We start from the raw sequence: 21,609 nt of genomic DNA on the forward strand, positions 1-21,609 counted from the left end.
TCAGACAGCCGGTTTCTTGAGCCGTGGCAGGCGCTTATGCGATGTCACGGGACCATCCCCAGCGGCGATGATCCGGGCAATCGCGGCATCCATATCTTCGTAGGTGGTGGTCATGCTGCCCGCATTGGCGTGCAGAATTCGGTTCTTTCCCGCCACCAGCGCCACATGCCCTTTCCAGAACAGCAGGTCACCTTTGCGCGGCTGGGTGCCCTCTGGCAGGGCGCGGCCCAGCTCGGCCTCTTGTTGGTCGCTGTCACCGGGACAGTCAATCCCGCAGGACAGGCAGGCCGCCTGCACCAGACCGGAACAATCGATCCCCCAAATGGAGTTGCCCCCCCAAAGGTAGGGCGTGCCCAGATAGCGTTCCGCGACCGTCAGCATATCATGGTCCCGCGCGCCCGCGTCGCGCAAATGGATCAGTGGCACGAAGCCATCCGCCACCACGAGGAAGCCGTTTTCCTGACCCCGCGCTGACAGGCCCGAGCCGAGGCTCAGCGCCATGCGTTCGCGCGATTTGAAGTTTGGCTCAGAATAGATGTGGGTTGATTTGGCAATAACCCGGTGGGTGGGGGCGCGGCGATCTTCCAGATCCTGCGCCTGCACATAGCCCACGTAACCGTCGCGCAGGGATTGCACGAAACACCAACCATCGCGCGTTTCATAGCGCATCACAGGTTCGCCCAGCACCAGTTGACGTTCCCGCCGTCCCAGCGGCGCATTCAACAGGTCCACCACGGGCCGCGCGACAATCCGGGTATCCCCCTCAACAAATCGCGGCGCCTCAATCAGGCCTTTCAGCTTGCTGGCTGCGACACGGGCGTTGGCGGGCAGTTGGCGGCGGTCCTTGGTCAGCGTGGTCATCGATCAAAGCTCCAGCAGATCTGGCAGGGCCTCCAACAGGGCACGCGCGCCCATGCCGACGCCCCCCTTGGGACGGGCCGGCGCGGCGCTTGGCTGCCAGCCGTAAACGTCAAAGTGGCTGTAATTCACATCCTCCCCAGCGAAGCGGCGCAGGAACAGGGCGGCGGTGATCGCCCCGCCAAAGCCGCCCTTGGGCGCATTGTCCAGATCAGCGATGCCCGGTTCAATCTGCGCCTCATAGGGATCCCAGAACGGCAAGCGCCACAGCGGATCTGCCACCGTGGTCGCGGCCTGCATCAAGCGGTTGGCGGTTGCATCATCATCGCAGAAGAACGGCGCCAGATCGGCGCCAACTGCCACCCGCGCAGCGCCAGTCAGCGTCGCCATCGACAGCATCATGTCGGGGTTTTCTTCGGCGCCATAGGCTAGTGCATCGGCCAGCACCAGGCGCCCCTCGGCATCGGTGTTGTTGATCTCAACGCTGAGACCCTTGCGCGACGGCAGGATATCGCCGGGGCGGAAGGCATTGCCAGAGACCGCATTTTCCACCGCAGGCACCAGCACCCGCAGTTGCAGCGGCAGGCCCAGCGCCATGATCATTTGGGCCAGTCCCAGAACCGTGGCCGCGCCGCCCATGTCCTTTTTCATCAGCCCCATGCTGGCGCCGGGTTTGAGATTCAGACCGCCCGTGTCAAAACACACGCCTTTACCCACGAGGGTCAGCTTGGGGCCACTTTCGCCCCACCGCATATCGATCAGCCGCGGGGCGCGGTCGCTGGCGCGCCCAACCGTATGGATCATCGGGAAGTTCTGGGTCAACAGATCCTCCCCACGGGTGACCTTAATCGTCGCGCCGTGTTGCGTGGCCAAGGCGGTTGCGGCAGCTTCCAACTCCTCCGGGCCCATGTCATTGGCTGGGGTGTTGATCAGATCGCGGGTCAGGAATTCCCCTGCGGCAATCGCCTCAACCTTGGCGGCGTCCACCCCGTCCGGTGCGACCAGTGTCACAGGTTTCGGTTTGCTGCCGGCGTAACGATCAAAGCCGTAAGAGGCCAAAAGCCAGCCCAGCGCCTCTTGCTCGGCCAGGTCAGAGGACAAGCCCGAGGCGATCTGATACGCGCCTTCGGGCAACGCAGGCACCGCGGCGGCCAGATGGAACCGGCTGCGTTTGCGGGCAGCGGCCGTGCCGTAGCCCACCAGAACCTCTTCCACCGCGCCACTGGCGCCGGGGATCAGCAGCACCTTGCCCAGGGCGGGTTTAAACCCGCTGCCACGCACCCATGTCTGCAGCCGTGCCGGTTGTTGATCGATCCAGGATTGCAGCCCTTCGGCGTCAACCAGATGCACAGCGATGGGCGCATCGGCTTGGGTGGCGAAACGAGGGGACATGGCGCGGTCCTTTCACGGCAGGGCAATAAAATAATTTGCGCCAGCCTAGCCCTTCCACCGGGACCTGCAAGCCCCCTGCCCCGCAAGACGGTGACTTAAACCGAAAGATCCTGCAAATCCCATATCTCACGCAGCGATTGCGCGCCGAGGCGCAGCAACCGCGCCAAGGTGGCTGCCTGCGCAACCGGATCACCGCGATCCACCGCCTCCATCAGGTGGCCTGCCACCGCAGCCAAAGAGGCCATGCCAATCTGACGCGCTACGGCGGCAAGGGCACGCGCCTGTTTACGCAACTGCTGTGTCTCACCTTTGCGAAACAGGGCCTCACATCGCTGCAGCCGCTGCGCCAGATCCGCCATGGCCCGGCACAGCACATCCTCCGCGCCGTGTGGCCCCAGATCGGTATAAAGCTGCATCACCTCGCGCGCATTCAGCTGCACCCGTTCCTGCGGGATTAATCTGATAATCTCATCCACTGTCTTCCCCTTCGGTCGAACCCGGCCGGTCTGCCCCCACGGCAGTGCCAGTGTGACCGCGCAGGGTTCCCAAAAGGTTTATGGGGGATCAGGGATGTGTTTCGAATTCGGTTCAAAGCTGCGTCAGATACCGTGAAACTTCTTGGCAATATCGCAAGGCCCTGAAGGGGTTGGATAACCCCGGCCCAAACACGCAGGTCAATGCCGAGACCAGGCGCCTGCCTAAACGCCGGTGCGGGCAATCTTGGCCTTCATCTCCACCAGACGTGGGCCAAACTCCTCCAACAAGCGTTCACCGGGCAGCATGTAGGATGGCCCGCCAAGGTTAAAGGCCAGCATGGGCGTATCGCCATGCGGGGACCGATAGGGCACGGCGATGGCGTTCACATCATACTGCCATTCGCCAAGGTTGGCATAAAAGCCCCGGGTCGCGACCTGCTCCACCGCTTCGTCAATGCCATCACGCAATTGCGGCCAATTGGCCGGGTCGGTGCGATCTTCGATCATCGCCATGATCCGGGCCCGTTCTTCGGCGGCGCAGCCCGCGATATAGGCCCGGCCCATCGCAGAACGCGCCAGCGAAATGCGTGAGCCGACATTCAGCTGCAGCGAAATCATCGCCCGGGACGAACGTGCCACCGCCAGATAGGTCATCGCGTGCTCATCGCGCCCGCCCATTGCTACCAGCACCCCATCGCCGCAGGTGTCCGCCAGTTCCTGCATATGGGGCAATGCGGCTTCGCGAATTTTCATACCGCCCAGACAGGCATAGCCGAGGCTCAGCGCCGGCAGCCCCACCTTGTAGCGGCCGGTGCCGTCGGCATAGGTCAGATAGCCCAGCTTCAGCAACGTATAGGTCAGCCGCGAGATGGTGGAATTTGGCAGGCCGGTCCGTTCGGCAATTTCGCGGTTGGACAGACCGTCCAGATCAGCCGGACGAAAGGCACGCAGGATATCCAGCCCGCGCTGCAGCGCGGTGACGAACTGGCGATCATTGCTGAGGTCTTCGCCCTCGGCTGTTGCCGTGTCAGCCATTCGTTTGCGCATTTGCTGTCCTGTTTACCGTCTGGTGTTTCCCGCAACATAGGGTGGCATAGGGGCATAAGGCGCGCAAGGCGCTGCTGGATCTGAGATTCCGGTCAAAAATGCCGCGAATTCGGTGTGAAATCTGGACGCAGGCGCAAATCTCTGAGATAGCAGCCTCATCTAATCCTTCAGCAATGGGACCCGATCATGACCCGCCAGGCCAACGTCATTTCGCCCGACCTTATTCCAGCCGCGCTTTACCCCACGATCAACGCGCTCTGCGCCACCTCGATTGAGGTCGCTGCCATCATTGCCCGCGCTGGTCTGGGCCAGTCGCTGGCGGCACAGGTTGGTGAAAACAGCGATGGCGACGGCCAGAAGGCGCTGGATGTACTGGCCGACGATATGTTTGAGGCGGCGCTGCGCGGTGGTGACGTGCGCTGGTATGCGTCTGAGGAACAGGAAGATGCGCTGCTGACCTCAGAAAGCGGCAAGTACGCGCTGGCCATCGATCCGCTGGACGGCTCCTCCAACATCGACGTGAATGTGTCGATTGGCACCATCTTTTCGATCTTTGAGGCCCAGGACGGCGCCGAGGAAAGCTTCCTGCGCAAAGCCTCGGAACAGATCTGCGGCGGTTATATCCTCTACGGTCCGGCAACCTGTCTGGTGGTGACCTTTGGCGAGGGCACCCAGCAATATGTGTTGGACCCGACCAAGGGTGAGTTTGTGCTGGTCGAAAAAGCGATGAGCGTGCCGGAAACGTCAAAAGAGTTTGCCATCAACGCCTCCAACTACCGCCACTGGACCACCCCGGTGCGCAACTACATCGACAATTGTCTGGCAGGCAAAGACGGCCCGCGCGGCATGGATTTCAACATGCGCTGGGTCGGCTCACTGGTGGCGGAAACCCACCGGATCCTGACCCGTGGCGGCATCTTCCTTTACCCCGGTGACGCCCGGCCCGGTTATGAAAATGGGCGTCTCCGCATGGTCTATGAATGTGCGCCCATTGCCTTCATCATCGAACAGGCCAAAGGCCATGCCACCGACGGTGAAACCCCGATCCTGGACCGTCAGGCCGAGACCCTGCACGGCCGTATCCCGCTGGTCTTTGGCTCGGCCCATAAGGTACAGCGCGTGGCCGATCACCACGATCTCAGCGAATAACCCCTCTTTCCCGGAGAAACCCCATGAGTTTTGACCGTTCCCTGAAAATCGCCCCATCGATCCTGTCGGCCGATTTCGCCAACTTTGGTCAGGAAATCGAAGCCGTCGAGGCGCAGGGCGCCGACTGGATCCACGTGGATGTGATGGACGGGCATTTTGTGCCCAACCTGACTTTTGGCCCGCCGCTGTGCAAAGCGATCCGTAAGCACATCAACACCGTGATGGACGTGCATCTAATGATTGCGCCGGTGGATCCCTATATCGACGCCTTTGCCGATGCAGGCGCCGACATCCTGACCGCCCATCTGGAAAGCGGCCCCCACATTCACCGCACCCTGCAGGCGATCCGCGGCGCGGGTTGCAAGGCCGGTCTGGCGCTGAACCCGGCCACCGGTCTGGATGATGTGGAATACCTGCTGGATATGGTGGATCTGGTCTGCATCATGACCGTGAACCCCGGCTTTGGCGGCCAGAAGTTCATTCACAGCCAGGTTGAGAAGGTGCGCAAGCTGCGGGCTATGATTGGCGACCGTCCGATCCATATTGAGATCGACGGCGGCGTGACCCCGGAAACCGCCCCGCTGGTGGCCGAAGCAGGCGCCGATGTGCTGGTGGCGGGTTCCGCCGTGTTCAAAGGGGGCTCGGTCTCAAACCCGGCGCCTTACGGCGACAACATCCGCGCCATCAAAGCCGCTGTTCAGGGCTGATCTGGACAAGATACTCTGGTGGCCCCACCGCAGGGGCCACCGATCTGATTACCGGGGCGGACTATCACCCGGGGTGGCCCTCATACTGTTTGGCCGCATCCCCGATGATCAGCCAAGACGGTTTTTCCGAGACAAATTCGTGGAACTGATTGCTGAGCGGCAGATCCGTGTCCAGCGCGTTTGCCGCGATGGGGAAGCTATCCTCTTTTGACAGAATCTCGCCCAGCGAACTGCCGCATGTTTTGCAAAAACAGCGGGGGTATTTGTAAGGCGCTTCTGGTTGGTAGAGGCCGACGTTTTCCTTGCCCTGCACCCAGCTCAGATGCTCTTTCTGCACAAACACGATGGCGCTGGCACCCAGCTTGCGGCAGCGTGTGCAATGGCAGGTGCCCATCATCTTCGGCGCTTCGCTCAATTCAAATTTAACCGCGCCACAACAACAACTTCCGGCAATCATTGCCCTCTCCTCTCACTTGAAATGAGGAAGAACAATACGTGAACACCTGACCTTTCTCAATACAGTGTTTCGACCTGCCCGCTTGCAGAGGCGCAGCGTTTGCGGCACGGATGGCATGCATAAGAAATCCACCGGAGGCGACAATGCTGTCAGGCGTATGTATCGGAACCAATGATCTGGAAGCTGCAGGTCAGTTTTATGATGCGCTGCTGGCCACGATCGGCATGTCACGCGCCCTGACCGTCCCGCGCGAATTGGGCTACGCCGGCGCAGATGACAAAATCACCCTGTTTGTGCTGCTGCCCTATGACCGCGATCCTGCCACACATGGCAACGGCACGCAGGTGATGTTCTACGCCGCCAACAAGGCCGAGGTAGATGCCTTTCACGCCAAAGCGCTGGCGCTTGGGGGCAGTGACGAAGGGGCGCCGGGCCCGCGCGATTATCATCCTGAGTATTACGGGGCCTATGTGCGCGATCTGGACGGCAACAAGCTGAACATCTCCGTCGATCCCAGCACCCGGAAAAATCCCTGAGCCCGGCCTGGGCTACGCTGAAGCCGTGAAAACCCGCGCCTGCAATTTGCCACGCACCGGCCCCTTGCCCAACTGACGTTCCAGATCCTGCGCGATACGCGCGGTGACGTGATCCAGATCCGCACCGCGGTCTTCGATGGTATTGCGCAGTGGCTTGCCCTGACAGAACGCTTTGGCCACTGTTGCGGCGCTATCAGCGCGGCCTTCGGCAATCAGCATGGCAGCTTCGACCTTTTTGAACCCGGCCTCACGCAGGGTGGCGCTGATCGCCGCTACATCGTGGTAGCCATGTGGGATCCGGGGCATGAAGTCTGGCGGATCATCGGGAAACACCCGTGCCGCCGCGGCCGTGACGCTGCGGGCGAAATCATTGTGGTCAATGTGATCCCAGACGCTGAACACATAGTGCCCGCCCGGCGCCAGGACCCGCAGCGCTTCGCGGTAGCCCTGCAACTTGTCCGGCAGAAACATGACGCCAAACTGACAGCAGACAACCTCGAAACTGCGATCCTCAAAGGGCAGTTCCATCATATCCGCTGTGTGCCAGCTCAGCTGATCGGCATGGGGCTGTTGTGATTTTGCCCGTTCCAGCATTGATGGGTTCAGATCCGTGGCCGTGTAACGTGCCCCCGCCGGAAGCTGCGGCGCCAGCGCGCGGGTCACCACACCGCTGCCCGCTGCAGTTTCCAACACCCGATAGGGGGCAAGGGCGGCCACACGCCGGGCCATATCCACCGCGCAGACCTGAAACTTCAGCGGCACCATATAGTCGTCATAGATATCAGGGATCGAGCCGGTGAAACTCTGATCACCGTGCCTCACAGATGCCGGGCTTTTGATAGACATGGGGGACCTCCTCAAATGCGTTTGAGTGATCGCTCCGATACTACCACAGATTTGCCCCGCTTCGGGGAAAATGTCCGCAACGCGCAAAGGCCGCGGACATATTAAGCCTTTAGGGGTTTGGCTCCCCCGGGTCCCGTTCACCGTTGAACCCCGACAGGCGGGCCAGCAGCACGGCGACGTTTTTGACCTCAAACTTCTTCAGAAGGCGGGCGCGGACGTCTTCGATGGTGCGCGGCGACAGTTCCAGCACCTGCGCAATTTCTTTGCTGGTGCGGCCACGGCTGAGCCACATCAGCACCTCGCGTTCGCGGGGGGTCAGGCTGGGGCCGGTGGGCTTCTGATCAATCGGTGCAAAGCTGAGCACGATCTGCGCCAGCGGATCCTCAGGGGTCAGCGTGCGGGCGCGGAAGCGCACCCAAATGCGGCTGCCATCGGCGCAGCGCATGATCCGTTCATCGGTGTAAGGGTGCGACTGGCGCAGCGGCGCCAGACCGATGTCACGCACCTGATGGAACTCCTGATCGGTTCCGTAAAGCAAACGGAAGCTCTGGCCGATCAGCTGCTCTTTCTCATAGCCGAACATTTCAGCAAAGCTTTGGTTGCAGCTGCGGATCACGCGGTTTTCGGTCAGCGCCAGCCCCATCGGCGCTTGGTCAAAGGCAAGTTGTTCTAGGTCTTTCATAGGTCACCAGTGTGATACGGTGCGGACACCGTTATGGTACGGTATTGGCACCGTAAGTTCGCGTAAAGCATAGTTTCCATACCAAGTTCAAGAGACGAGACCCCTAAATGTCATCGAGTGACCGTACGTCTATTTCCCCTCTCTCTGCCTCGGCAGACGCCGCCCCGAAGGCGGCCTCAAACCCTATGGCTGAGCATCTGGCGCAGCGTCTTTATGCAGAACTGGAAGACCGGCGCGATGATTTGATCGCGCTGACCCAAGACCTGATCCGCATTCCAACGCTGAACCCTCCCGGTGAGTTTTATCGAGAGATATGCGAATATTTGTCAACACGACTGGCCGCAAAAGGTTTCGAAATTGAAATGGTGCGCGCTCATGGCGCACCCGGTGACAGCGAAAAATACCCACGTTGGAATGTCATTGCCCGCCGTGAGGGGAAGTTTCCGGGCGAATGTGTGCATTTCAACAGCCATATCGACGTCGTCGACGTCGGGCTGGGCTGGACGACGGATCCTTTTGGCGGTGAGCTTAAGGATGGCAAGATCTACGGCCGGGGCGCCTGTGACATGAAGGGGGGGCTGGCGGCCTCCATCGTGGCGGCCGAGGCGTTTCTGGCGATCTGCCCTGACTTTCACGGCGCGATTGAGATCAGCGGCACCGCGGATGAGGAATCCGGCGGCTTTGGCGGCGTGGCCTATCTGGCCGAAAAGGGCTTCTTTGCGCCGGAACGGGTGCAGCATGTGATCATCCCTGAACCGCTGAACAAAGACCGGATTTGCCTTGGCCACCGCGGCGTCTGGTGGGCCGAGATTGAGACATTTGGCGAAATCGCCCATGGCTCCATGCCCTTCCTTGGCGATTGCGCGGTGCGCCATATGGGCGCAGTGGTCAATGAAATGGAGGAAAGCCTGTTCCCCGCATTGGCACAAAAACGCACCGACATGCCGGTGGTGCCGGAAGGCGCCAAACAGTCCACGCTCAACATCAATTCAATGCACGGCGGTCAGGCGGAGCAGGACCCAGATTTCACCGGTCTGCCAAGCCCTTGCGTGCCGGACAGCTGCCGCATGATCATCGATCGCCGCTTCCTCATCGAAGAGGATATCAACGAGGTCCAAGAGGAAGTTATGCAGGTTCTGCGCACCGTCGAAGAGAGCCGCGACAACTTCCGCTATGATGTTAAAGAACTGCACCGGGTCCTGCCCACCATGACCGAGAAAAGCGCACCGGTTGTGCAAACCGTGGCAAAAGCAATTGCAGAGACCATGGGAAAAGAGGCAGAATATGTCGTGTCGCCGGGCACTTACGATCAAAAGCACATTGATCGCATCGGAAAACTGCACAATTGCATCGCCTATGGGCCAGGCATTTTGGATCTGGCGCATAAGCCGGACGAATACGTCGGAGTCGAAGATATGATCGACTCTGCCAAGGTAATGGGCCGTTCATTGATTGACCTGCTGGCAAAACCAGAGGCGGCGGCCTGAGATTAGGGAGAACACGAAATGACGACCAAGACTTTCAAACTTGGCCTCCTCAGCGCAGCGGCGCTGGCGGCCAGCACCGGGCTGGCCATGGCCAAGTCCGACATCGTTGTGGCCATGCAGCTGGAGCCGCCACATCTGGACCCGACATCGGCCGCCGCAGGCGCCATCGAATCGGTGCTTTATTCCAACGTGTTTGAAGGTCTGACCCGTTTCGGTTCGGACGGTTCCGTAAACCCCGGTCTGGCCAAAAGCTGGGAAATCTCGGACGACGGCAAAACCTACACCTTCATGCTGAACGAAGGCGTGACCTTCCATGACGGTTCGGCGATGGACGCCGAAGACGTCAAGTTCTCGCTGGATCGCGCCCGCGCCGAAGACAGCGCCAACGCGCAGAAAGCCCTGTTTGAAGGCATCGAAAACGTCGAGGTGGTGGATCCGCTGACTGTCAAGGTCACGCTGGCCGCACCCAACGGCAGCTTCCTGTTCAACATGGCCTGGGGCGATGCGGTGATCGTGGCGCCGGAAAGCATTGAGAACATCAAGACCAACCCCGTCGGCACCGGCGCCTTCAAGTTTGCCAACTGGGTGCAGGGCGACAAGATCGATCTGGAAAAGAACGGCGCCTATTGGGGCACACCGGCGAAACTGGACAAGGTGAGCTTCAAGTTCATCTCGGATCCGACCGCCGCCTTTGCCGCAGTGATGGCTGAGGATGTGAACGCCTTTGTCGGCTTCCCCGCGCCGGAGAACCTGCCGCAGTTCGAAGCCGATCCACGCTTCCAGGTGCTGGTGGGTTCGACCGAGGGTGAAACCATCCTGTCGACCAACAACAAGATGCCGCCCTTTTACAATGTGAAGGTCCGCAAGGCGCTGGCCCATGCCATTGACCGTCAGGCCATCATCGATGGCGCGATGTTCGGCTATGGCACCCCCATTGGCACCCATTTTGCGCCGCACAATCCCGATTACGTCGATCTGACCGGCAACAGCGCCTATGATCCGGCGATGGCCAAGGAACTGCTGGCCGAGGCGGGCTATGCGGACGGTTTCAAAACCACGCTGAAACTGCCGCCGCCCTCCTACGCCCGTCGCGGTGGGGAGATCATTGCCGCCCAGCTGCGTGCGGTGGGGATCGAGGCTGAAATCAGCAATCTGGAATGGGCGCAGTGGCTGGAACAGGTGTTCCGCGGCAAGGACTACGGCTTGACCATCGTCAGCCACACCGAGCCCTTCGACATCGGCATCTATGCCCGTCCGGACTATTATTTCCAGTATGACAACCCCAGCTTCCAGCAGCTGATCGCAGATCTGGGTGTGGAGGCCGATCCGGCCAAACGTTCGGCGCTGCTGGCGACCGCACAGGAAACCATTTCCGGCGATTATGTGAACGGCTACCTGTTCCAGCTGGCCTTCCCCACCGTGGCCAATGCCAAGGTGAAGGGCCTTTGGAAAGACGCGCCCACCCAGGCGACCGATCTGACCGGCGTTTACTGGGAGTAAGTTGACCCCACCCCGGCGGCTGTGTGTGTGGCTGCCGGGGATTTGAGTATTTTTGGAACATTGAAAGACAGGGGCCGACGTCCCTTGGAGGGAAGCGGCGCCGATGCTGCACTATCTGTTGAAACGATTGCTGTCGCTGGCGGTCAGCCTTGTGGTGGCCTCACTGGTGATCTTTCTGGCGCTTGAGGTCGTGCCGGGGGATCCGGCCGCCTATATGCTGGGCATCAACGCACAGGAAGACACACTGGCCGCCCTGCGCGAGGAGCTGGGGCTGAACGGCAGCGTGGCAGAACGCTACCTCAGCTGGGCTGGTGGCCTGCTGCAGGGCGATTTCGGCACCTCCTATACCTACCGCACCCCCGTGGCCGAGATGATCGGCGAGCGGCTGTGGATTTCCCTGCCGCTGGCGCTTTATGCGCTGACGCTTTCGACCTTGATTGCCTTCCCCGCCGGGATCTGGGCCGCGTCCAAACGCGGCTCGCCGGTGGATGTGACCGTGATGGGGGTGACGCAGCTGGGCGTGGCGATCCCGAATTTCTGGTTCGCCATGCTGATGGTGCTGGTCTTTGCCATCAACCTGCGCTGGTTCTCCGCCGGTGGTTTTGTCGGCTGGGACGCCGGGTTCTTTCTGGCGATGAAATCCCTGACCCTGCCGGCCATTGCGCTGGCGCTGCCGCAGGCCAGCATTCTGGCGCGGGTGATGCGCTCGTCGCTGCTCGACACCCTGTCCGAGGATTTCATCCGCACCGCCCGTGCCAAAGGCCTAAGCAAACGCCAGGCGCTGTGGCGACATGCGCTGCGCAATGCGCTGATCCCGGTGCTGACCATCATCGGGTTGCAGTTTTCCTTTCTGCTGGCGGGCGCGATCATCATCGAAAACGTCTTCTTCCTGCCCGGCCTTGGACGGCTGGTGTTCCAGTCGATCTCGGCCCGCGATCTGATCGTGGTGGAAAGCGTTGTGATGCTCCTGGTCTTTGCAGTGATCGTAGTGAATTTTCTGGTGGATCTGGCCTATGCCATCGTGGATCCCCGTTTACGGGGGCGGCGCTGATGCGAAACCTTTGGCTGGGCGGCGTGTTGACCGTCATCTTTGCCGGCATGGCAGTGCTGAGTTTCCTCTGGACGCCCTATGATCCGACGGTGCTGGACATCGCCAACAAGATCAAAGCCCCCACGCTGGCGCACCCCTTGGGCACCGATCACTTCGGCCGCGATATCCTGAGCATGATCATGGTGGGCGCCCGCACCTCTATCGCGGTGGCGCTGGTGGCTGTGGGCATCGGCATGGGGCTGGGGGTGCCACTGGGCCTGACAGCAGCAGCGCGCAAAGGCGGGCTGCTGGATGAGCTGATCATGCGCGGCAACGATCTGGTCTTTGCCTTTCCGTCGCTGTTGATCGCCATCATGATCACCGCTGTTTTTGGCGCCTCAGCGGTCAATGCGATCATTGCAATCGGCATCTTCAACATCCCGGTCTTTGCCCGCCTGACCCGTTCCGGCGCGCTGAGCCTTTGGACCCGTGACTATGTCATGGCGGCCCGTGTGGCCGGCAAAGGCGCGACGCGGATTTCTGTTGAGCATATCCTGCCCAATGTCACCAACCTGGTGATCGTGCAGGGCACCATTCAGTTTTCACTGGGGATCCTGGCCGAGGCGGGCCTGAGCTACGTTGGCCTTGGCGCACAGCCGCCGACCGCCAGCTGGGGGCGGATGCTGGCGGACAGCCAGACGATGATTTCCTTTGCCCCGCATATGGCGCTGTTCCCCGGTCTGGCGATCCTGCTGACCGTGTTGGGGCTGAACCTGATGGGCGACGGGCTGCGCGATATGTTTGACCCCAAACTGCGGAGGGCACGGTCATGAGCCTTCTGAAAATCGACAAGCTGAACCTGAGTATCCACGGCAGTCAGATCCTGCACGATGTGTCGATGAAGGTCGCGCCGGGGCAGATTCTTGGGGTGATTGGCGAAAGTGGCTCGGGCAAATCTATGTCCGCCTTTGCGGCCATGCAGCTGTTGCCTAATGGGGCGACCTGTGAGGGGCAGATCACCGTGGCTGGGCAGGACGTTCTGGCGCTCACTGAACCGCAGCTGTGCCAGATGCGCGGGCGCGACGTGGGCATGGTGTTTCAGGAACCGATGACCGCGCTGAACCCAATCCGCACCATTGGCGATCAGGTGGCCGAAACCATCCTGATCCACGAAGACGTCAGCAAGGCTGAGGCGCTGGAGCGCGCCGCCGAGGCGCTGGCCCGTGCGGAACTACCGCAGGACCGCTTCCCGCTCAGCCGCTATCCGTTTGAGCTGTCCGGGGGGCAGCGCCAGCGGGTGGTGATCGCCATGGCCATCGCGCTGCGCCCCAAGCTGTTGATCGCGGATGAACCGACCACCGCGCTGGATGTGACCACGCAGGCACAGATCCTTGAGCTGCTAAAACGGCTGGTGGCCGAGGATCAGATGGGCCTGATGCTGATCAGCCATGATCTGGCGGTGGTGGCCGATCTGGCGGATGAGAATGTCATCATGCAAAAAGGCCGTGTAGTCGAAAGTGGCCCGGCAGCAACCCTGTTCCGCGACATGCAGCACCCCTATTCCAAGGCGCTGCTGGCAGCCTCCACCCATGTGCCGGACCGTGAGGGTTCCGCGCAGGACCAGCCGCTGCTCAGCGTGCGGGATGTGGTGCGGGAATACACGCTGCATGCCAATGGCTGGCTGGGCAAAACCAGCAAACTGCAGGCCGTGAAAGGTGTGAGTTTTGACATCCGCAAGGGCGAAAGCCTGGGCCTGGTGGGGGAGTCTGGTTGTGGCAAATCCACCCTGACCCGCGCCATTCTGGGACTGGAAGAGGTGCAGGGCGGTGAAATCCTGCTGGACGGTCAGCCGGTCTTCAGCGGCAAGAAACCAAACCGCGCCGTACGTCGCCGTATGCAGGTGGTGTTTCAGGATCCCTATGGCAGTTTTAACCCACGCTGGAAGGTCAGCCGGTTGATCTGTGAGCCAATGCATCTGCTGGACCAGCCGCCGAAAGGACGGGCATTGCAGGATGCGATGGTTGAAGCGATGGAGAGCGTCGGCCTCACTGCTGATGACCTTGATAAATACATTCACGAGTTTTCCGGTGGCCAGCGTCAACGGATCGCCATTGCCCGCGCGCTGATCATCAAACCGGATCTGATCATTCTGGATGAGGCGGTTTCAGCCCTTGATGTCTCGGTCCGGGCGCAGGTGTTGGACCTGCTGGCGGACCTGTCGGACCGATTTGGGCTGACCTACCTGTTTATCAGCCACGATCTGTCAGTGGTGCGTTCGATCACCGACCGGGTGCTGGTGATGAAATCCGGTGAGATCGTGGAACAGGGCGAAACGCAGGCGGTCTTTGACGCGCCGCAGCATGACTACACCAAAGAATTGATCGCCGCCGCGCCTGTGTTGCCGGCCGATGTTGCGTGAGACGATAAGACGAAGGACAAGATGATGAGCGATGCGCTGAACCTGTGGTTTGACCCCGAAAAATGCCTGATCGATGGGGCTTGGGTGGCCCCTGCCTCTGGCCAGACGCTGCCGCTCTCAAACCCCTCCACCGGGGCAGAGATTGGCGCGATTGCCCGCGGTGGTGCGGCGGATATTGACGCCGCCGTGGACGCGGCGCACCGGGCCTGGCAGGGCGCTTGGGGCAAGGTTACCGCGGTTGAACGCGGCCGTATCCTGTACCGGTTGGGTCAGTTGGTGCTGGACCGGGTGGAGGATCTGGCCCGGATCGAAGCCTTGGACGTGGGCAAGCCACTGAAACAGGCCCGCGCGGATGCCATCGCATTGGCCCGTTATCTGGAGTTCTACGCCGGTGCTGCTGACAAGCTGCATGGCGAAACCATCCCCTATCTGGACGGCTACACCGTCTACACAATGCGCGAAGCCCACGGGGTGACCGCCCATATCGTGCCGTGGAACTATCCGATGCAGATCATTGGCCGCTCCGTCGGCGCGGCGCTGGCCACCGGCAACGCCTGTGTGCTGAAACCGGCCGAGGATGCCTGCCTGACCGCATTGGCCTTTGCCGATCTCGCCAAAGAAGCCGGCCTGCCCGACGGTGCGCTGAACGTGGTGCCGGGGCTAGGATCCGAGGCGGGCGCGGCGCTGAGCGCCCACACTGGCGTGCATCACGTCAGCTTCACCGGTTCGGTGGGCACTGGTGTGCAGGTGCAGATGGCGGCGGCGCAGAACGTCATTCCGGTGACGCTGGAACTGGGCGGGAAATCCCCGCAGCTGGTGTTTGAAGATGCCGATCTGGATGCGGCGCTGCCCTTCCTTGTGAACGCTGGCATTCAGAACGCGGGCCAGACCTGTTCGGCCTCGTCCCGTATTCTGGCGCATCGTTCGGTCTATGATCAGGTGGTTGAGCGGATGGCGGCCCGCTATGGCGAATTGCGTGTTGGTCAGGCGATGTCTGATCTGGACGTGGGGCCGCTGATTTCGGCCAAACAAAAAGGGCTCGTCTCCGGCTTCCTTGATCAGGGTAAGGATTTGGAAACGGCGGCGCAAGGCGTGCTGCAGGACGCACCGGATGGCGGCAATTACGTGCAGCCCACCCTCTTTGCCGGGGTCGCGCCTGATCACTCCTTGGCGCAGGACGAAATCTTTGGCCCGGTGCAGGTCGTCATTCCCTTTGACAGCGAAGAGGAAGCCGTGGCCATCGCAAATGGCACCGATTACGGGCTTGTCGCCTCGGTCTGGTCGCAGAACGGCGCCCGCCAGATGCGTCTGGCCAAAGCGATCCGCACCGGTCAGGTCTTCCTCAACAACTATGGCGCCGGGGGCGGGGTGGAACTGCCCTTTGGCGGCATCGGCAAGTCAGGGCATGGCCGCGAAAAAGGGTTTGAGGCGCTTTATGGCTTCACCACCCTGAAAACCGTCGCCGCCTTTCACGGGTAACGCAGATGGCTGAGATCGAAACAGGCCGCCGCGTGGTTGCGGCCAGCGAATGTGATACACTGGGTCATGCCAATATCGCCAGCTACATCGCCTATGTCTCAGACTCGGGCTTTGCCATGATGAACCATGTCGGGCTGGGCCGGGACAATATCCTGGGGGGCCGACGCTTGGGCATCGCCGTGGTGGATATGCAGGCGCAATATAAGGCCGAGCTGCTGCCCGGCGATTGCATCCATCTGCGCACCGGGCTGCTGTCGACCGGCACCAAGTCGATGGTGTTTCGCCACCGGATCTACCGCAGCCGGTCTGACGGGTCAGAGCAGCTGGTGTTTGAGGGCCGATTTACCAAAGTGCTGATGGATCTGGAGGCGCGCCGCGCCATCGCCATCCCCGAGGATATCAAAGACAAGTTGGAGACGCTGCGCCTTGCGCCAGCGGAGGAAGGAGAAACAACATGAGACTGGCAGGCAAAACCGCCATCGTAACGGGTGGCGCATCCGGCTTTGGCGCCGGGATTGTACGCAAGTTTGCTGAGGAAGGCGCCAATGTGATGGTCGCTGACCTGAACATGGATCTGGCCCGCGACGTGGCCGCCGAGGTGGGTGGCATCGCCCAGCAGGTGGATGTGTCCAAAGACGCCGATGTCGCCGCCATGGTCGCCGCTGCGCGTGCGCAGATGGGCGACATCGATATTCTGGTCAACAACGCCGGGATCACCCATCTGCCCAAACCGATGGAAGAGGTCACCGAGGATGAATTTGACCGGGTCTGGGCGGTGAACTGCAAATCGGTCTACCTGACCGCCAAACACGCCGTACCGCTGATGAAGGCAGCGGGCAAAGGCGCCGTTTTGAACGTTGCCTCCACCGCCGGCCTTAGCCCGCGGCCGAACCTCAACTGGTACAACAGCTCCAAAGGTTGGATGATCACCGCGACCAAAACCATGGCCGTCGAACTGGCCCCTGCGGGCATCCGCGTGAACGCCATCTGCCCGGTGGCCGGTGAAACCCCGCTGCTGACCAGCTTCATGGGCGAAGACACGCCTGAGATTCGCGCCAAGTTCCTGTCGACCATCCCGATCGGTCGCTTCTCCACCCCAGAGGACATGGGCAATGCCGCCTGTTTCCTCTGCTCGGATGAGGCTGGCATGGTCACTGGCGTCGCCATGGAAGTGGACGGCGGCCGCTGCATCTAAAGCCAACGAAGTTGCGCCCTTTCCTACTGTGAAACGGGCGCAACCCTATCCCGCTGTTGCAGAATTCGCAGCCGGTCCAGCGGGCAAATCCCCCCGCCCCACCGCAAAAGGGGCGATGTTTCGATACAATATAGTTCATCACATCCGCGCGAATCCCCTTTTTTCCTTTGGTTTGCTGCGCTAAGAGCGCCCTGTCCAAACCTTAAGGAGTGAGCCAAATGGGCTACAAAATCGCCGTCGTTGGCGCCACGGGCAACGTGGGCCGCGAAATGCTGAACATCCTGGCCGAGCGCCAGTTCCCTGTTGACGAGATCGTTGCGCTGGCAAGCCGCAAATCTCAAGGCACCGAAGTAAGCTTCGGCGATACCACCCTGAAGACCAAAGACCTGGACACCTTTGACTTCACTGGCTGGGATATCGCGTTGTTTGCTGTCGGCTCGACCGCAACCAAGCAATACGCGCCGAAAGCGGCAGCAGCTGGTTGTGTGGTGATCGATAACTCATCGCTCTACCGCTATGATCCTGAGATCCCGCTGATCGTGCCTGAGGTGAACCCGCAGGACGTGCACCAGTACAAAAACAAAAACATCATCGCCAACCCCAACTGCTCGACCGCGCAGATGGTTGTGGCGCTGAAGCCGCTGCATGATCGCGCCAAGATCAAGCGCGTTGTGGTGTCGACCTACCAGTCGGTCTCCGGCTCGGGCAAAGATGCAATTGATGAGCTGTGGAACCAGACCAAGGGCATGTATGTCCCCGGCCAGGAAGTGGAGCCGAAGGTCTACACCAAACAGATCGCTTTCAACGTGATCCCGCATATCGATGTCTTCATGGACAGCGGCGACACCAAGGAAGAGTGGAAAATGATCGCTGAGACGAAGAAAATCGTCGACCCCGCGATCAAAGTGACCGCCACCTGTGTGCGCGTTCCGGTCTTCGTTGGCCATTCGGAATCGATCAACATCGAATTCGAAGAGTTCCTGGACGAAGATGAAGCCCGCGACATCCTGCGCGAAAGCCCCGGCCTGATGGTCATCGACAAGCGCGAAGACGGTGGCTACGTGACCCCGATTGAATGCGTCGGCGACTTCGCCACCTTCATCAGCCGCATCCGTCAGGACGTCACCGTTGAAAACGGCCTGAACCTGTGGTGCGTCAGCGACAACCTGCGCAAGGGCGCTGCCCTGAACGCGGTACAAATCGCTGAGCTGCTGGGCCGTGAGGTTCTGAAAAAAGGCTGATCCATCGGCTGATTATCACCACTTGAGGGCGTCCCGATGGGCGCCCTCTTGCGTTTAGGGGGTGCAGGGTTTCACCATGGTCGCACTTGATCAGGAGAGATTTCATGCGCGCCCTTCCCTTTTTGCTGAGCACCGCCCTGGCTTCGCTACCCGCTATTTTGCTGCCCACCGTATCGCTGGCTGAGACCTTTCAGCTCACCAGTCAGATTTCCAATGTGATTGTCTATCCCAACGGCGCCAAGGTAACCCGCACCGCCCAGTTTGGTCTGCCCGCTGGCAGTCACCAGCTGCAGGTCCTGGATCTGCCCCAAACCGTGGCGCTTGATGGGATCCGGGCCAAGCTGACCGGTGCGCAGCTGGGGGCCGTCACCCTGCGCGATGACTTTGTGCCCCCCCGCGCCGAGGTCGAAGATGCCGCCCGCGCCGCCGCCGAACGCCGCCTTGAGGCCGCACGTGAGGAGTTACAGGCCCATCAGGATGACATCCGCAGCCTGCACCTCAGCAAAGAAGCGGCGGACACCGCCATCGGGTTCCTGCGCGGTCTGACCAAAAGCGATGCGCTCTCAGGCCTAAGCGCCGAAGACCTGCGCGATATCGCCCGGATGATGGGCGAAGAAACCTTCGCTACGCGTCAGGCCGTGTTGGAGGCCGATGCCGAAGCCCGCCAGTTGTCGCGTGATCTGCCAGAGCTGCAACAGGCGGTCGATAAGGCGCAGCAAGCGCTGGATGCGCTGGTGCGCGGTCAGGGTGAGGTGCTACTGGTGGAGGTCGCCGCCAGTGCCTCCGCCGCCAGTGAAGCCACGCTGGAAATCAGCTATTTCATCGATGCCGCCGGCTGGCGCCCGGTCAACGATGCCTCCCTCACGCTTGACAGCGGCATGCTGCAGCTCGATCGCGGCGCATTGGTCGAACAGTATTCCGGTGAAAACTGGCAGGATGTCGCGCTGACCCTCTCCACCAGCCAACCCAGTGGTGAGGTTGCTGCCAGTCAGGTCTACAGCGATTTCCGCCAACTGGTGGAACCGCACCGCCCCTTGGCCAAAGTGCGATCTGAGTCCGCGGCCCCCGCATTTGCGGATATGGCCGCCCCGATGATGGAAGTGGCCGAAGCCGAACCCGTGGTCATGGCGCCGCCCGTGGCGCTGGCCGGCGGGCTGATCCTGACCTACCCCTACCCCCAGCCCGTCAGCCTTGCCACCGGGGCGGATGCCGCGAAACTGTCGCTGGGCACGTTGAGCTTTGAGGCCACGATTGAGGCAACGGCGGTACCGCTTTACGATCAGACCGCTTTCCTCACTGCCAAAATCCTGAACGACAGCGGCGAAGAAATCCTGCCCTCACCTGAAACCCTGCTTTATCTGGATGGGGAGTTGGTCGGCCGTTTTGATCAGCCGATGCTGGCCGCCGGCGATGATCTGCGCCTGCCTTTTGGCCCTATCGACGGCCTGCAGCTGCGCCGTGAGGTCACGCGCAATCAGGGCGACCGTGGCATCTTGTCGAAATCCAACGACCGCACCGAAGCGATCCGGATCACCGTGGACAACCTGACCAACCGCGCCTGGGACATGCGCCTGATTGACCGGGTGCCCTACGGCGAACAGGACGATCTGCAAATCACCTGGAGCACCCTGCCCGAGCCCAGCGAGACAGACCTCGACGGGCGGCGCGGCGTCCTCGCCTGGACCTTCCCGCTGGCCGCCGGGGCTGAGAAGATCATCAAACTCAACCAACGCATCAGCTGGCCGGGTGAGATGGAGCTGATCCCACGGTAACCCCCCGGTGAAACTGACGTTCAAGCCAGTCGGACCCCGAGGTTTTCAGACCATGGAAAGGTTTTGTTAACCAGAATCACCTGAGGCTTCGTTTGCGGTTCTGGGTACACACACCATCCGCAAACGGAGAGGCCCCCTGCTTGGCCCCACTTTGCAGGGGGCATCTTTTTGCCCGCACCTTCCCCCGCTCAACACCCAACCCGAGGACGCCGCCGCAGGCGAAGGACGAGGCATCGAGCGCGCGCCGCATGGCGCGCCCTATTTGGTTACGGCTTGATTACACGATGGTTAGGGCGCCAATACCAATTTACCCACCGCGCCCCGATTGAGGATCCGCTCCAGTACCTGCGCAGCCTCTTCCAGCGCGTAGCGGCCTTCGATCAGCGGTTTGATCTGCCCGCCGCGATACCACCCCATCAGCTCCTGCATGTTGTCGGCGTAGACGGCTGGCTCCGCGCGGGTGAAATTGCCCCAGAACACCCCGACAAGGGCAAATTCTTTGACCAGCGCCAGGTTGACCGGGAATTTCGGGATCTCACCGCTGGCAAAGCCGATGATCAGCAACCGGCCATTGCGCGCCATTGCCCGGCAACAGGCGTCAAATGCAGCGCCGCCCACCACATCAAAAACCACATCTGCACCTTTGCCATCGGTCAGGCGTTTGATGTCTTCTTTGAGAGCGTCATAGCCAATCACATGATCTGCACCCGCGTCCCGGGCGATCTGCTGTTTCTCGGCCGAGGAACAGACCGCGATCACTGTTGCGCCCATGATCTTGCCGATCTGAATGGCCGCCAGACCTGTTGCCCCGGCCCCTCCCAGCACCACCAGCGTCTCGCCCGCTTGCAGGGCTGCGCGTTGTTTCAGCGCGTGATGCGAGGTGCCATAGGCCACGAGCAGCGCACAGGTCTCCGCCGCGTCCGCATCGCCAATGGGGAAGGTCGCGCGTTCGTCCGCCACGGCCTGTTCGGCATATCCGCCCAGCTGCAGCACCGCACCGACCCGATCACCGATCTTCACATTGCTCACGTCCGGCCCCAGCGCGACCACCTCACCAGCGGCTTCCATTCCCGGGGTAAAAGGCAACTCGGGCTGCATCTGGTAAAGACCCTGCACCAGCAGGCCGTCAGGGTAATTCACCCCTGCCGCCTCCACCTTGATGACCACCTGCCGTCCTGTTGGCACTGGTTCGGCCACCTCTGCCACAACAAGATCTGCCAGCGGTCCAAAGGCGTTGCACTGCACCGATTTCATCAACTCTCTCCCTCTCTTCACCGCGTCAGGCTGCCGTTCAGGCCACCTCTGATCAAGCGTTTTACAGGCCCACGCCGCCAAA

General features: G+C 61.2%; 21 protein-coding genes. 13 read left to right on the forward strand and 8 right to left on the reverse strand.

The genetic code is table 11. The features are described from left to right. The 4 genes from ACORLH_RS19955 to ACORLH_RS19970 all read right to left on the reverse strand — a co-directional run bounded on the left by ACORLH_RS19955 (nucleotide 1) and on the right by ACORLH_RS19970 (nucleotide 3,773). Entirely contained in the window at nucleotides 1–861 is an 861-nt protein-coding gene (locus ACORLH_RS19955; RefSeq protein WP_321830082.1) for a C40 family peptidase, read from the reverse strand. Nucleotides 862–864: 3 nt separating this feature from the next. Beyond that, a complete protein-coding gene (locus tag ACORLH_RS19960) occupies nucleotides 865–2,250 on the reverse strand; it encodes a leucyl aminopeptidase family protein (protein WP_321830083.1) in 1,386 nt (461 codons plus the stop codon). Nucleotides 2,251–2,345: 95 nt separating this feature from the next. Continuing rightward, nucleotides 2,346–2,726 carry a hypothetical protein gene (locus tag ACORLH_RS19965; RefSeq protein ID WP_321830084.1) on the reverse strand — a complete coding sequence of 127 codons (381 nt, stop codon included), beginning with the start codon at nucleotides 2,724–2,726 and terminating at the stop codon, nucleotides 2,346–2,348. A gap of 222 nt (nucleotides 2,727–2,948) precedes the next feature. After that, nucleotides 2,949–3,773, reverse strand: coding sequence for an IclR family transcriptional regulator (locus ACORLH_RS19970; RefSeq protein WP_321830085.1), 825 nt, complete (start codon nucleotides 3,771–3,773; stop codon nucleotides 2,949–2,951). A gap of 186 nt (nucleotides 3,774–3,959) precedes the next feature. Here ACORLH_RS19970 and ACORLH_RS19975 point away from each other — a divergent pair, with 186 nt between their 5' ends. Continuing rightward, nucleotides 3,960–4,922 carry a class 1 fructose-bisphosphatase gene (locus ACORLH_RS19975; RefSeq protein WP_321830087.1) on the forward strand — a complete coding sequence of 321 codons (963 nt, stop codon included), beginning with the start codon at nucleotides 3,960–3,962 and terminating at the stop codon, nucleotides 4,920–4,922. Nucleotides 4,923–4,945: 23 nt separating this feature from the next. Next, nucleotides 4,946–5,629, forward strand: coding sequence for a ribulose-phosphate 3-epimerase (rpe, locus tag ACORLH_RS19980; RefSeq protein ID WP_058242381.1), 684 nt, complete (start codon nucleotides 4,946–4,948; stop codon nucleotides 5,627–5,629). Nucleotides 5,630–5,693: 64 nt separating this feature from the next. On the opposite strand, the gene ACORLH_RS19985 is transcribed toward rpe, so the two are convergent. Further along, on the reverse strand, nucleotides 5,694–6,086 hold the full coding sequence (locus tag ACORLH_RS19985; protein ID WP_321830088.1) for a GFA family protein: 393 nt from the start codon (nucleotides 6,084–6,086) through the stop codon (nucleotides 5,694–5,696). 143 nt (nucleotides 6,087–6,229) lie between these two features. Between ACORLH_RS19985 and ACORLH_RS19990 the strand changes: the two genes are divergently transcribed. Continuing rightward, nucleotides 6,230–6,622, forward strand: a complete 393-nt coding sequence (locus ACORLH_RS19990) for a VOC family protein (RefSeq protein WP_321830089.1) — start codon at nucleotides 6,230–6,232, stop codon at nucleotides 6,620–6,622. Nucleotides 6,623–6,634: 12 nt separating this feature from the next. Here the strand turns inward: ACORLH_RS19990 and ACORLH_RS19995 are convergent, their stop codons facing one another. Then, nucleotides 6,635–7,468, reverse strand: a complete 834-nt coding sequence (locus ACORLH_RS19995; RefSeq protein WP_321830090.1) for a class I SAM-dependent methyltransferase — start codon at nucleotides 7,466–7,468, stop codon at nucleotides 6,635–6,637. Between the two features lie 109 nt (nucleotides 7,469–7,577). Further along, entirely contained in the window at nucleotides 7,578–8,150 is a 573-nt protein-coding gene (locus ACORLH_RS20000; protein ID WP_321830092.1) for a PAS and helix-turn-helix domain-containing protein, read from the reverse strand. A 185-nt stretch (nucleotides 8,151–8,335) separates the two neighbouring features. Here ACORLH_RS20000 and ACORLH_RS20005 point away from each other — a divergent pair, with 185 nt between their 5' ends. From ACORLH_RS20005 to ACORLH_RS20050, 10 genes are all read left to right on the forward strand, one after another. Further along, nucleotides 8,336–9,637 (forward strand): acetylornithine deacetylase/succinyl-diaminopimelate desuccinylase family protein, encoded by a 1,302-nt coding sequence (locus ACORLH_RS20005; RefSeq protein WP_321832857.1) that lies wholly within the window; start codon nucleotides 8,336–8,338, stop codon nucleotides 9,635–9,637. Between the two features lie 18 nt (nucleotides 9,638–9,655). Continuing rightward, nucleotides 9,656–11,137 carry an ABC transporter substrate-binding protein gene (locus ACORLH_RS20010; RefSeq protein ID WP_321830093.1) on the forward strand — a complete coding sequence of 494 codons (1,482 nt, stop codon included), beginning with the start codon at nucleotides 9,656–9,658 and terminating at the stop codon, nucleotides 11,135–11,137. 103 nt (nucleotides 11,138–11,240) lie between these two features. Next, nucleotides 11,241–12,188 carry an ABC transporter permease gene (locus tag ACORLH_RS20015; protein ID WP_321830095.1) on the forward strand — a complete coding sequence of 316 codons (948 nt, stop codon included), beginning with the start codon at nucleotides 11,241–11,243 and terminating at the stop codon, nucleotides 12,186–12,188. After that, entirely contained in the window at nucleotides 12,185–13,000 is an 816-nt protein-coding gene (locus ACORLH_RS20020; RefSeq protein ID WP_321832858.1) for an ABC transporter permease, read from the forward strand. The genes ACORLH_RS20015 and ACORLH_RS20020 overlap by 4 nt, the downstream gene beginning before the upstream one ends. After that, the gene (locus tag ACORLH_RS20025; protein ID WP_321830097.1) at nucleotides 12,997–14,586 is read left to right on the forward strand and encodes an ABC transporter ATP-binding protein; all 1,590 of its coding nucleotides are present in this window, start codon (nucleotides 12,997–12,999) and stop codon (nucleotides 14,584–14,586) included. Before ACORLH_RS20020 ends, ACORLH_RS20025 begins: the two co-directional genes overlap by 4 nt. Before the next feature lie 24 nt (nucleotides 14,587–14,610). Further along, complete coding sequence (locus tag ACORLH_RS20030) at nucleotides 14,611–16,065, forward strand: aldehyde dehydrogenase family protein (RefSeq protein WP_321832859.1); 1,455 nt, start codon at nucleotides 14,611–14,613, stop codon at nucleotides 16,063–16,065. Between the two features lie 5 nt (nucleotides 16,066–16,070). Further along, nucleotides 16,071–16,523, forward strand: a complete 453-nt coding sequence (locus ACORLH_RS20035) for a thioesterase family protein (RefSeq protein WP_321830099.1) — start codon at nucleotides 16,071–16,073, stop codon at nucleotides 16,521–16,523. Beyond that, on the forward strand, nucleotides 16,520–17,260 hold the full coding sequence (locus ACORLH_RS20040) for an SDR family oxidoreductase (protein ID WP_058242370.1): 741 nt from the start codon (nucleotides 16,520–16,522) through the stop codon (nucleotides 17,258–17,260). Before ACORLH_RS20035 ends, ACORLH_RS20040 begins: the two co-directional genes overlap by 4 nt. Before the next feature lie 218 nt (nucleotides 17,261–17,478). Then, nucleotides 17,479–18,501, forward strand: coding sequence for an aspartate-semialdehyde dehydrogenase (locus ACORLH_RS20045; RefSeq protein ID WP_058242369.1), 1,023 nt, complete (start codon nucleotides 17,479–17,481; stop codon nucleotides 18,499–18,501). Between the two features lie 104 nt (nucleotides 18,502–18,605). Continuing rightward, entirely contained in the window at nucleotides 18,606–20,273 is a 1,668-nt protein-coding gene (locus tag ACORLH_RS20050; protein WP_321830102.1) for a DUF4139 domain-containing protein, read from the forward strand. A 288-nt stretch (nucleotides 20,274–20,561) separates the two neighbouring features. Here ACORLH_RS20050 and ACORLH_RS20055 read toward each other — a convergent pair whose 3' ends face one another. Next, nucleotides 20,562–21,527 carry an NADPH:quinone oxidoreductase family protein gene (locus ACORLH_RS20055; protein WP_321830103.1) on the reverse strand — a complete coding sequence of 322 codons (966 nt, stop codon included), beginning with the start codon at nucleotides 21,525–21,527 and terminating at the stop codon, nucleotides 20,562–20,564. Nucleotides 21,528–21,609: the final 82 nt, after the last annotated feature.

It is taken from the genome of Thalassovita sp. (genome assembly GCF_963691685.1).
Classification (GTDB): Bacteria; Pseudomonadota; Alphaproteobacteria; order Rhodobacterales; family Rhodobacteraceae; genus Thalassobius.

Bases quoted from the DNA above. Each gene is read 5' to 3' on its own strand.
- ACORLH_RS19955 (WP_321830082.1), bottom strand. From the start codon at position 861: ATGACCACGCTGACCAAGGACCGCCGCCAACTGCCCGCCAACGCCCGT.
- ACORLH_RS19960 (WP_321830083.1), bottom strand. From the start codon at position 2,250: ATGTCCCCTCGTTTCGCCACCCAAGCCGATGCGCCCATCGCTGTGCAT.
- ACORLH_RS19970 (WP_321830085.1), bottom strand. From the start codon at position 3,773: ATGCGCAAACGAATGGCTGACACGGCAACAGCCGAGGGCGAAGACCTC.
- ACORLH_RS19975 (WP_321830087.1), top strand. From the start codon at position 3,960: ATGACCCGCCAGGCCAACGTCATTTCGCCCGACCTTATTCCAGCCGCG.
- rpe (WP_058242381.1), top strand. From the start codon at position 4,946: ATGAGTTTTGACCGTTCCCTGAAAATCGCCCCATCGATCCTGTCGGCC.
- ACORLH_RS19985 (WP_321830088.1), bottom strand. From the start codon at position 6,086: ATGATTGCCGGAAGTTGTTGTTGTGGCGCGGTTAAATTTGAATTGAGC.
- ACORLH_RS19990 (WP_321830089.1), top strand. From the start codon at position 6,230: ATGCTGTCAGGCGTATGTATCGGAACCAATGATCTGGAAGCTGCAGGT.
- ACORLH_RS19995 (WP_321830090.1), bottom strand. From the start codon at position 7,468: ATGTCTATCAAAAGCCCGGCATCTGTGAGGCACGGTGATCAGAGTTTC.
- ACORLH_RS20000 (WP_321830092.1), bottom strand. From the start codon at position 8,150: ATGAAAGACCTAGAACAACTTGCCTTTGACCAAGCGCCGATGGGGCTG.
- ACORLH_RS20005 (WP_321832857.1), top strand. From the start codon at position 8,336: ATGGCTGAGCATCTGGCGCAGCGTCTTTATGCAGAACTGGAAGACCGG.
- ACORLH_RS20010 (WP_321830093.1), top strand. From the start codon at position 9,656: ATGACGACCAAGACTTTCAAACTTGGCCTCCTCAGCGCAGCGGCGCTG.
- ACORLH_RS20015 (WP_321830095.1), top strand. From the start codon at position 11,241: ATGCTGCACTATCTGTTGAAACGATTGCTGTCGCTGGCGGTCAGCCTT.
- ACORLH_RS20025 (WP_321830097.1), top strand. From the start codon at position 12,997: ATGAGCCTTCTGAAAATCGACAAGCTGAACCTGAGTATCCACGGCAGT.
- ACORLH_RS20030 (WP_321832859.1), top strand. From the start codon at position 14,611: ATGAGCGATGCGCTGAACCTGTGGTTTGACCCCGAAAAATGCCTGATC.
- ACORLH_RS20035 (WP_321830099.1), top strand. From the start codon at position 16,071: ATGGCTGAGATCGAAACAGGCCGCCGCGTGGTTGCGGCCAGCGAATGT.
- ACORLH_RS20040 (WP_058242370.1), top strand. From the start codon at position 16,520: ATGAGACTGGCAGGCAAAACCGCCATCGTAACGGGTGGCGCATCCGGC.
- ACORLH_RS20045 (WP_058242369.1), top strand. From the start codon at position 17,479: ATGGGCTACAAAATCGCCGTCGTTGGCGCCACGGGCAACGTGGGCCGC.
- ACORLH_RS20050 (WP_321830102.1), top strand. From the start codon at position 18,606: ATGCGCGCCCTTCCCTTTTTGCTGAGCACCGCCCTGGCTTCGCTACCC.
- ACORLH_RS20055 (WP_321830103.1), bottom strand. From the start codon at position 21,527: ATGAAATCGGTGCAGTGCAACGCCTTTGGACCGCTGGCAGATCTTGTT.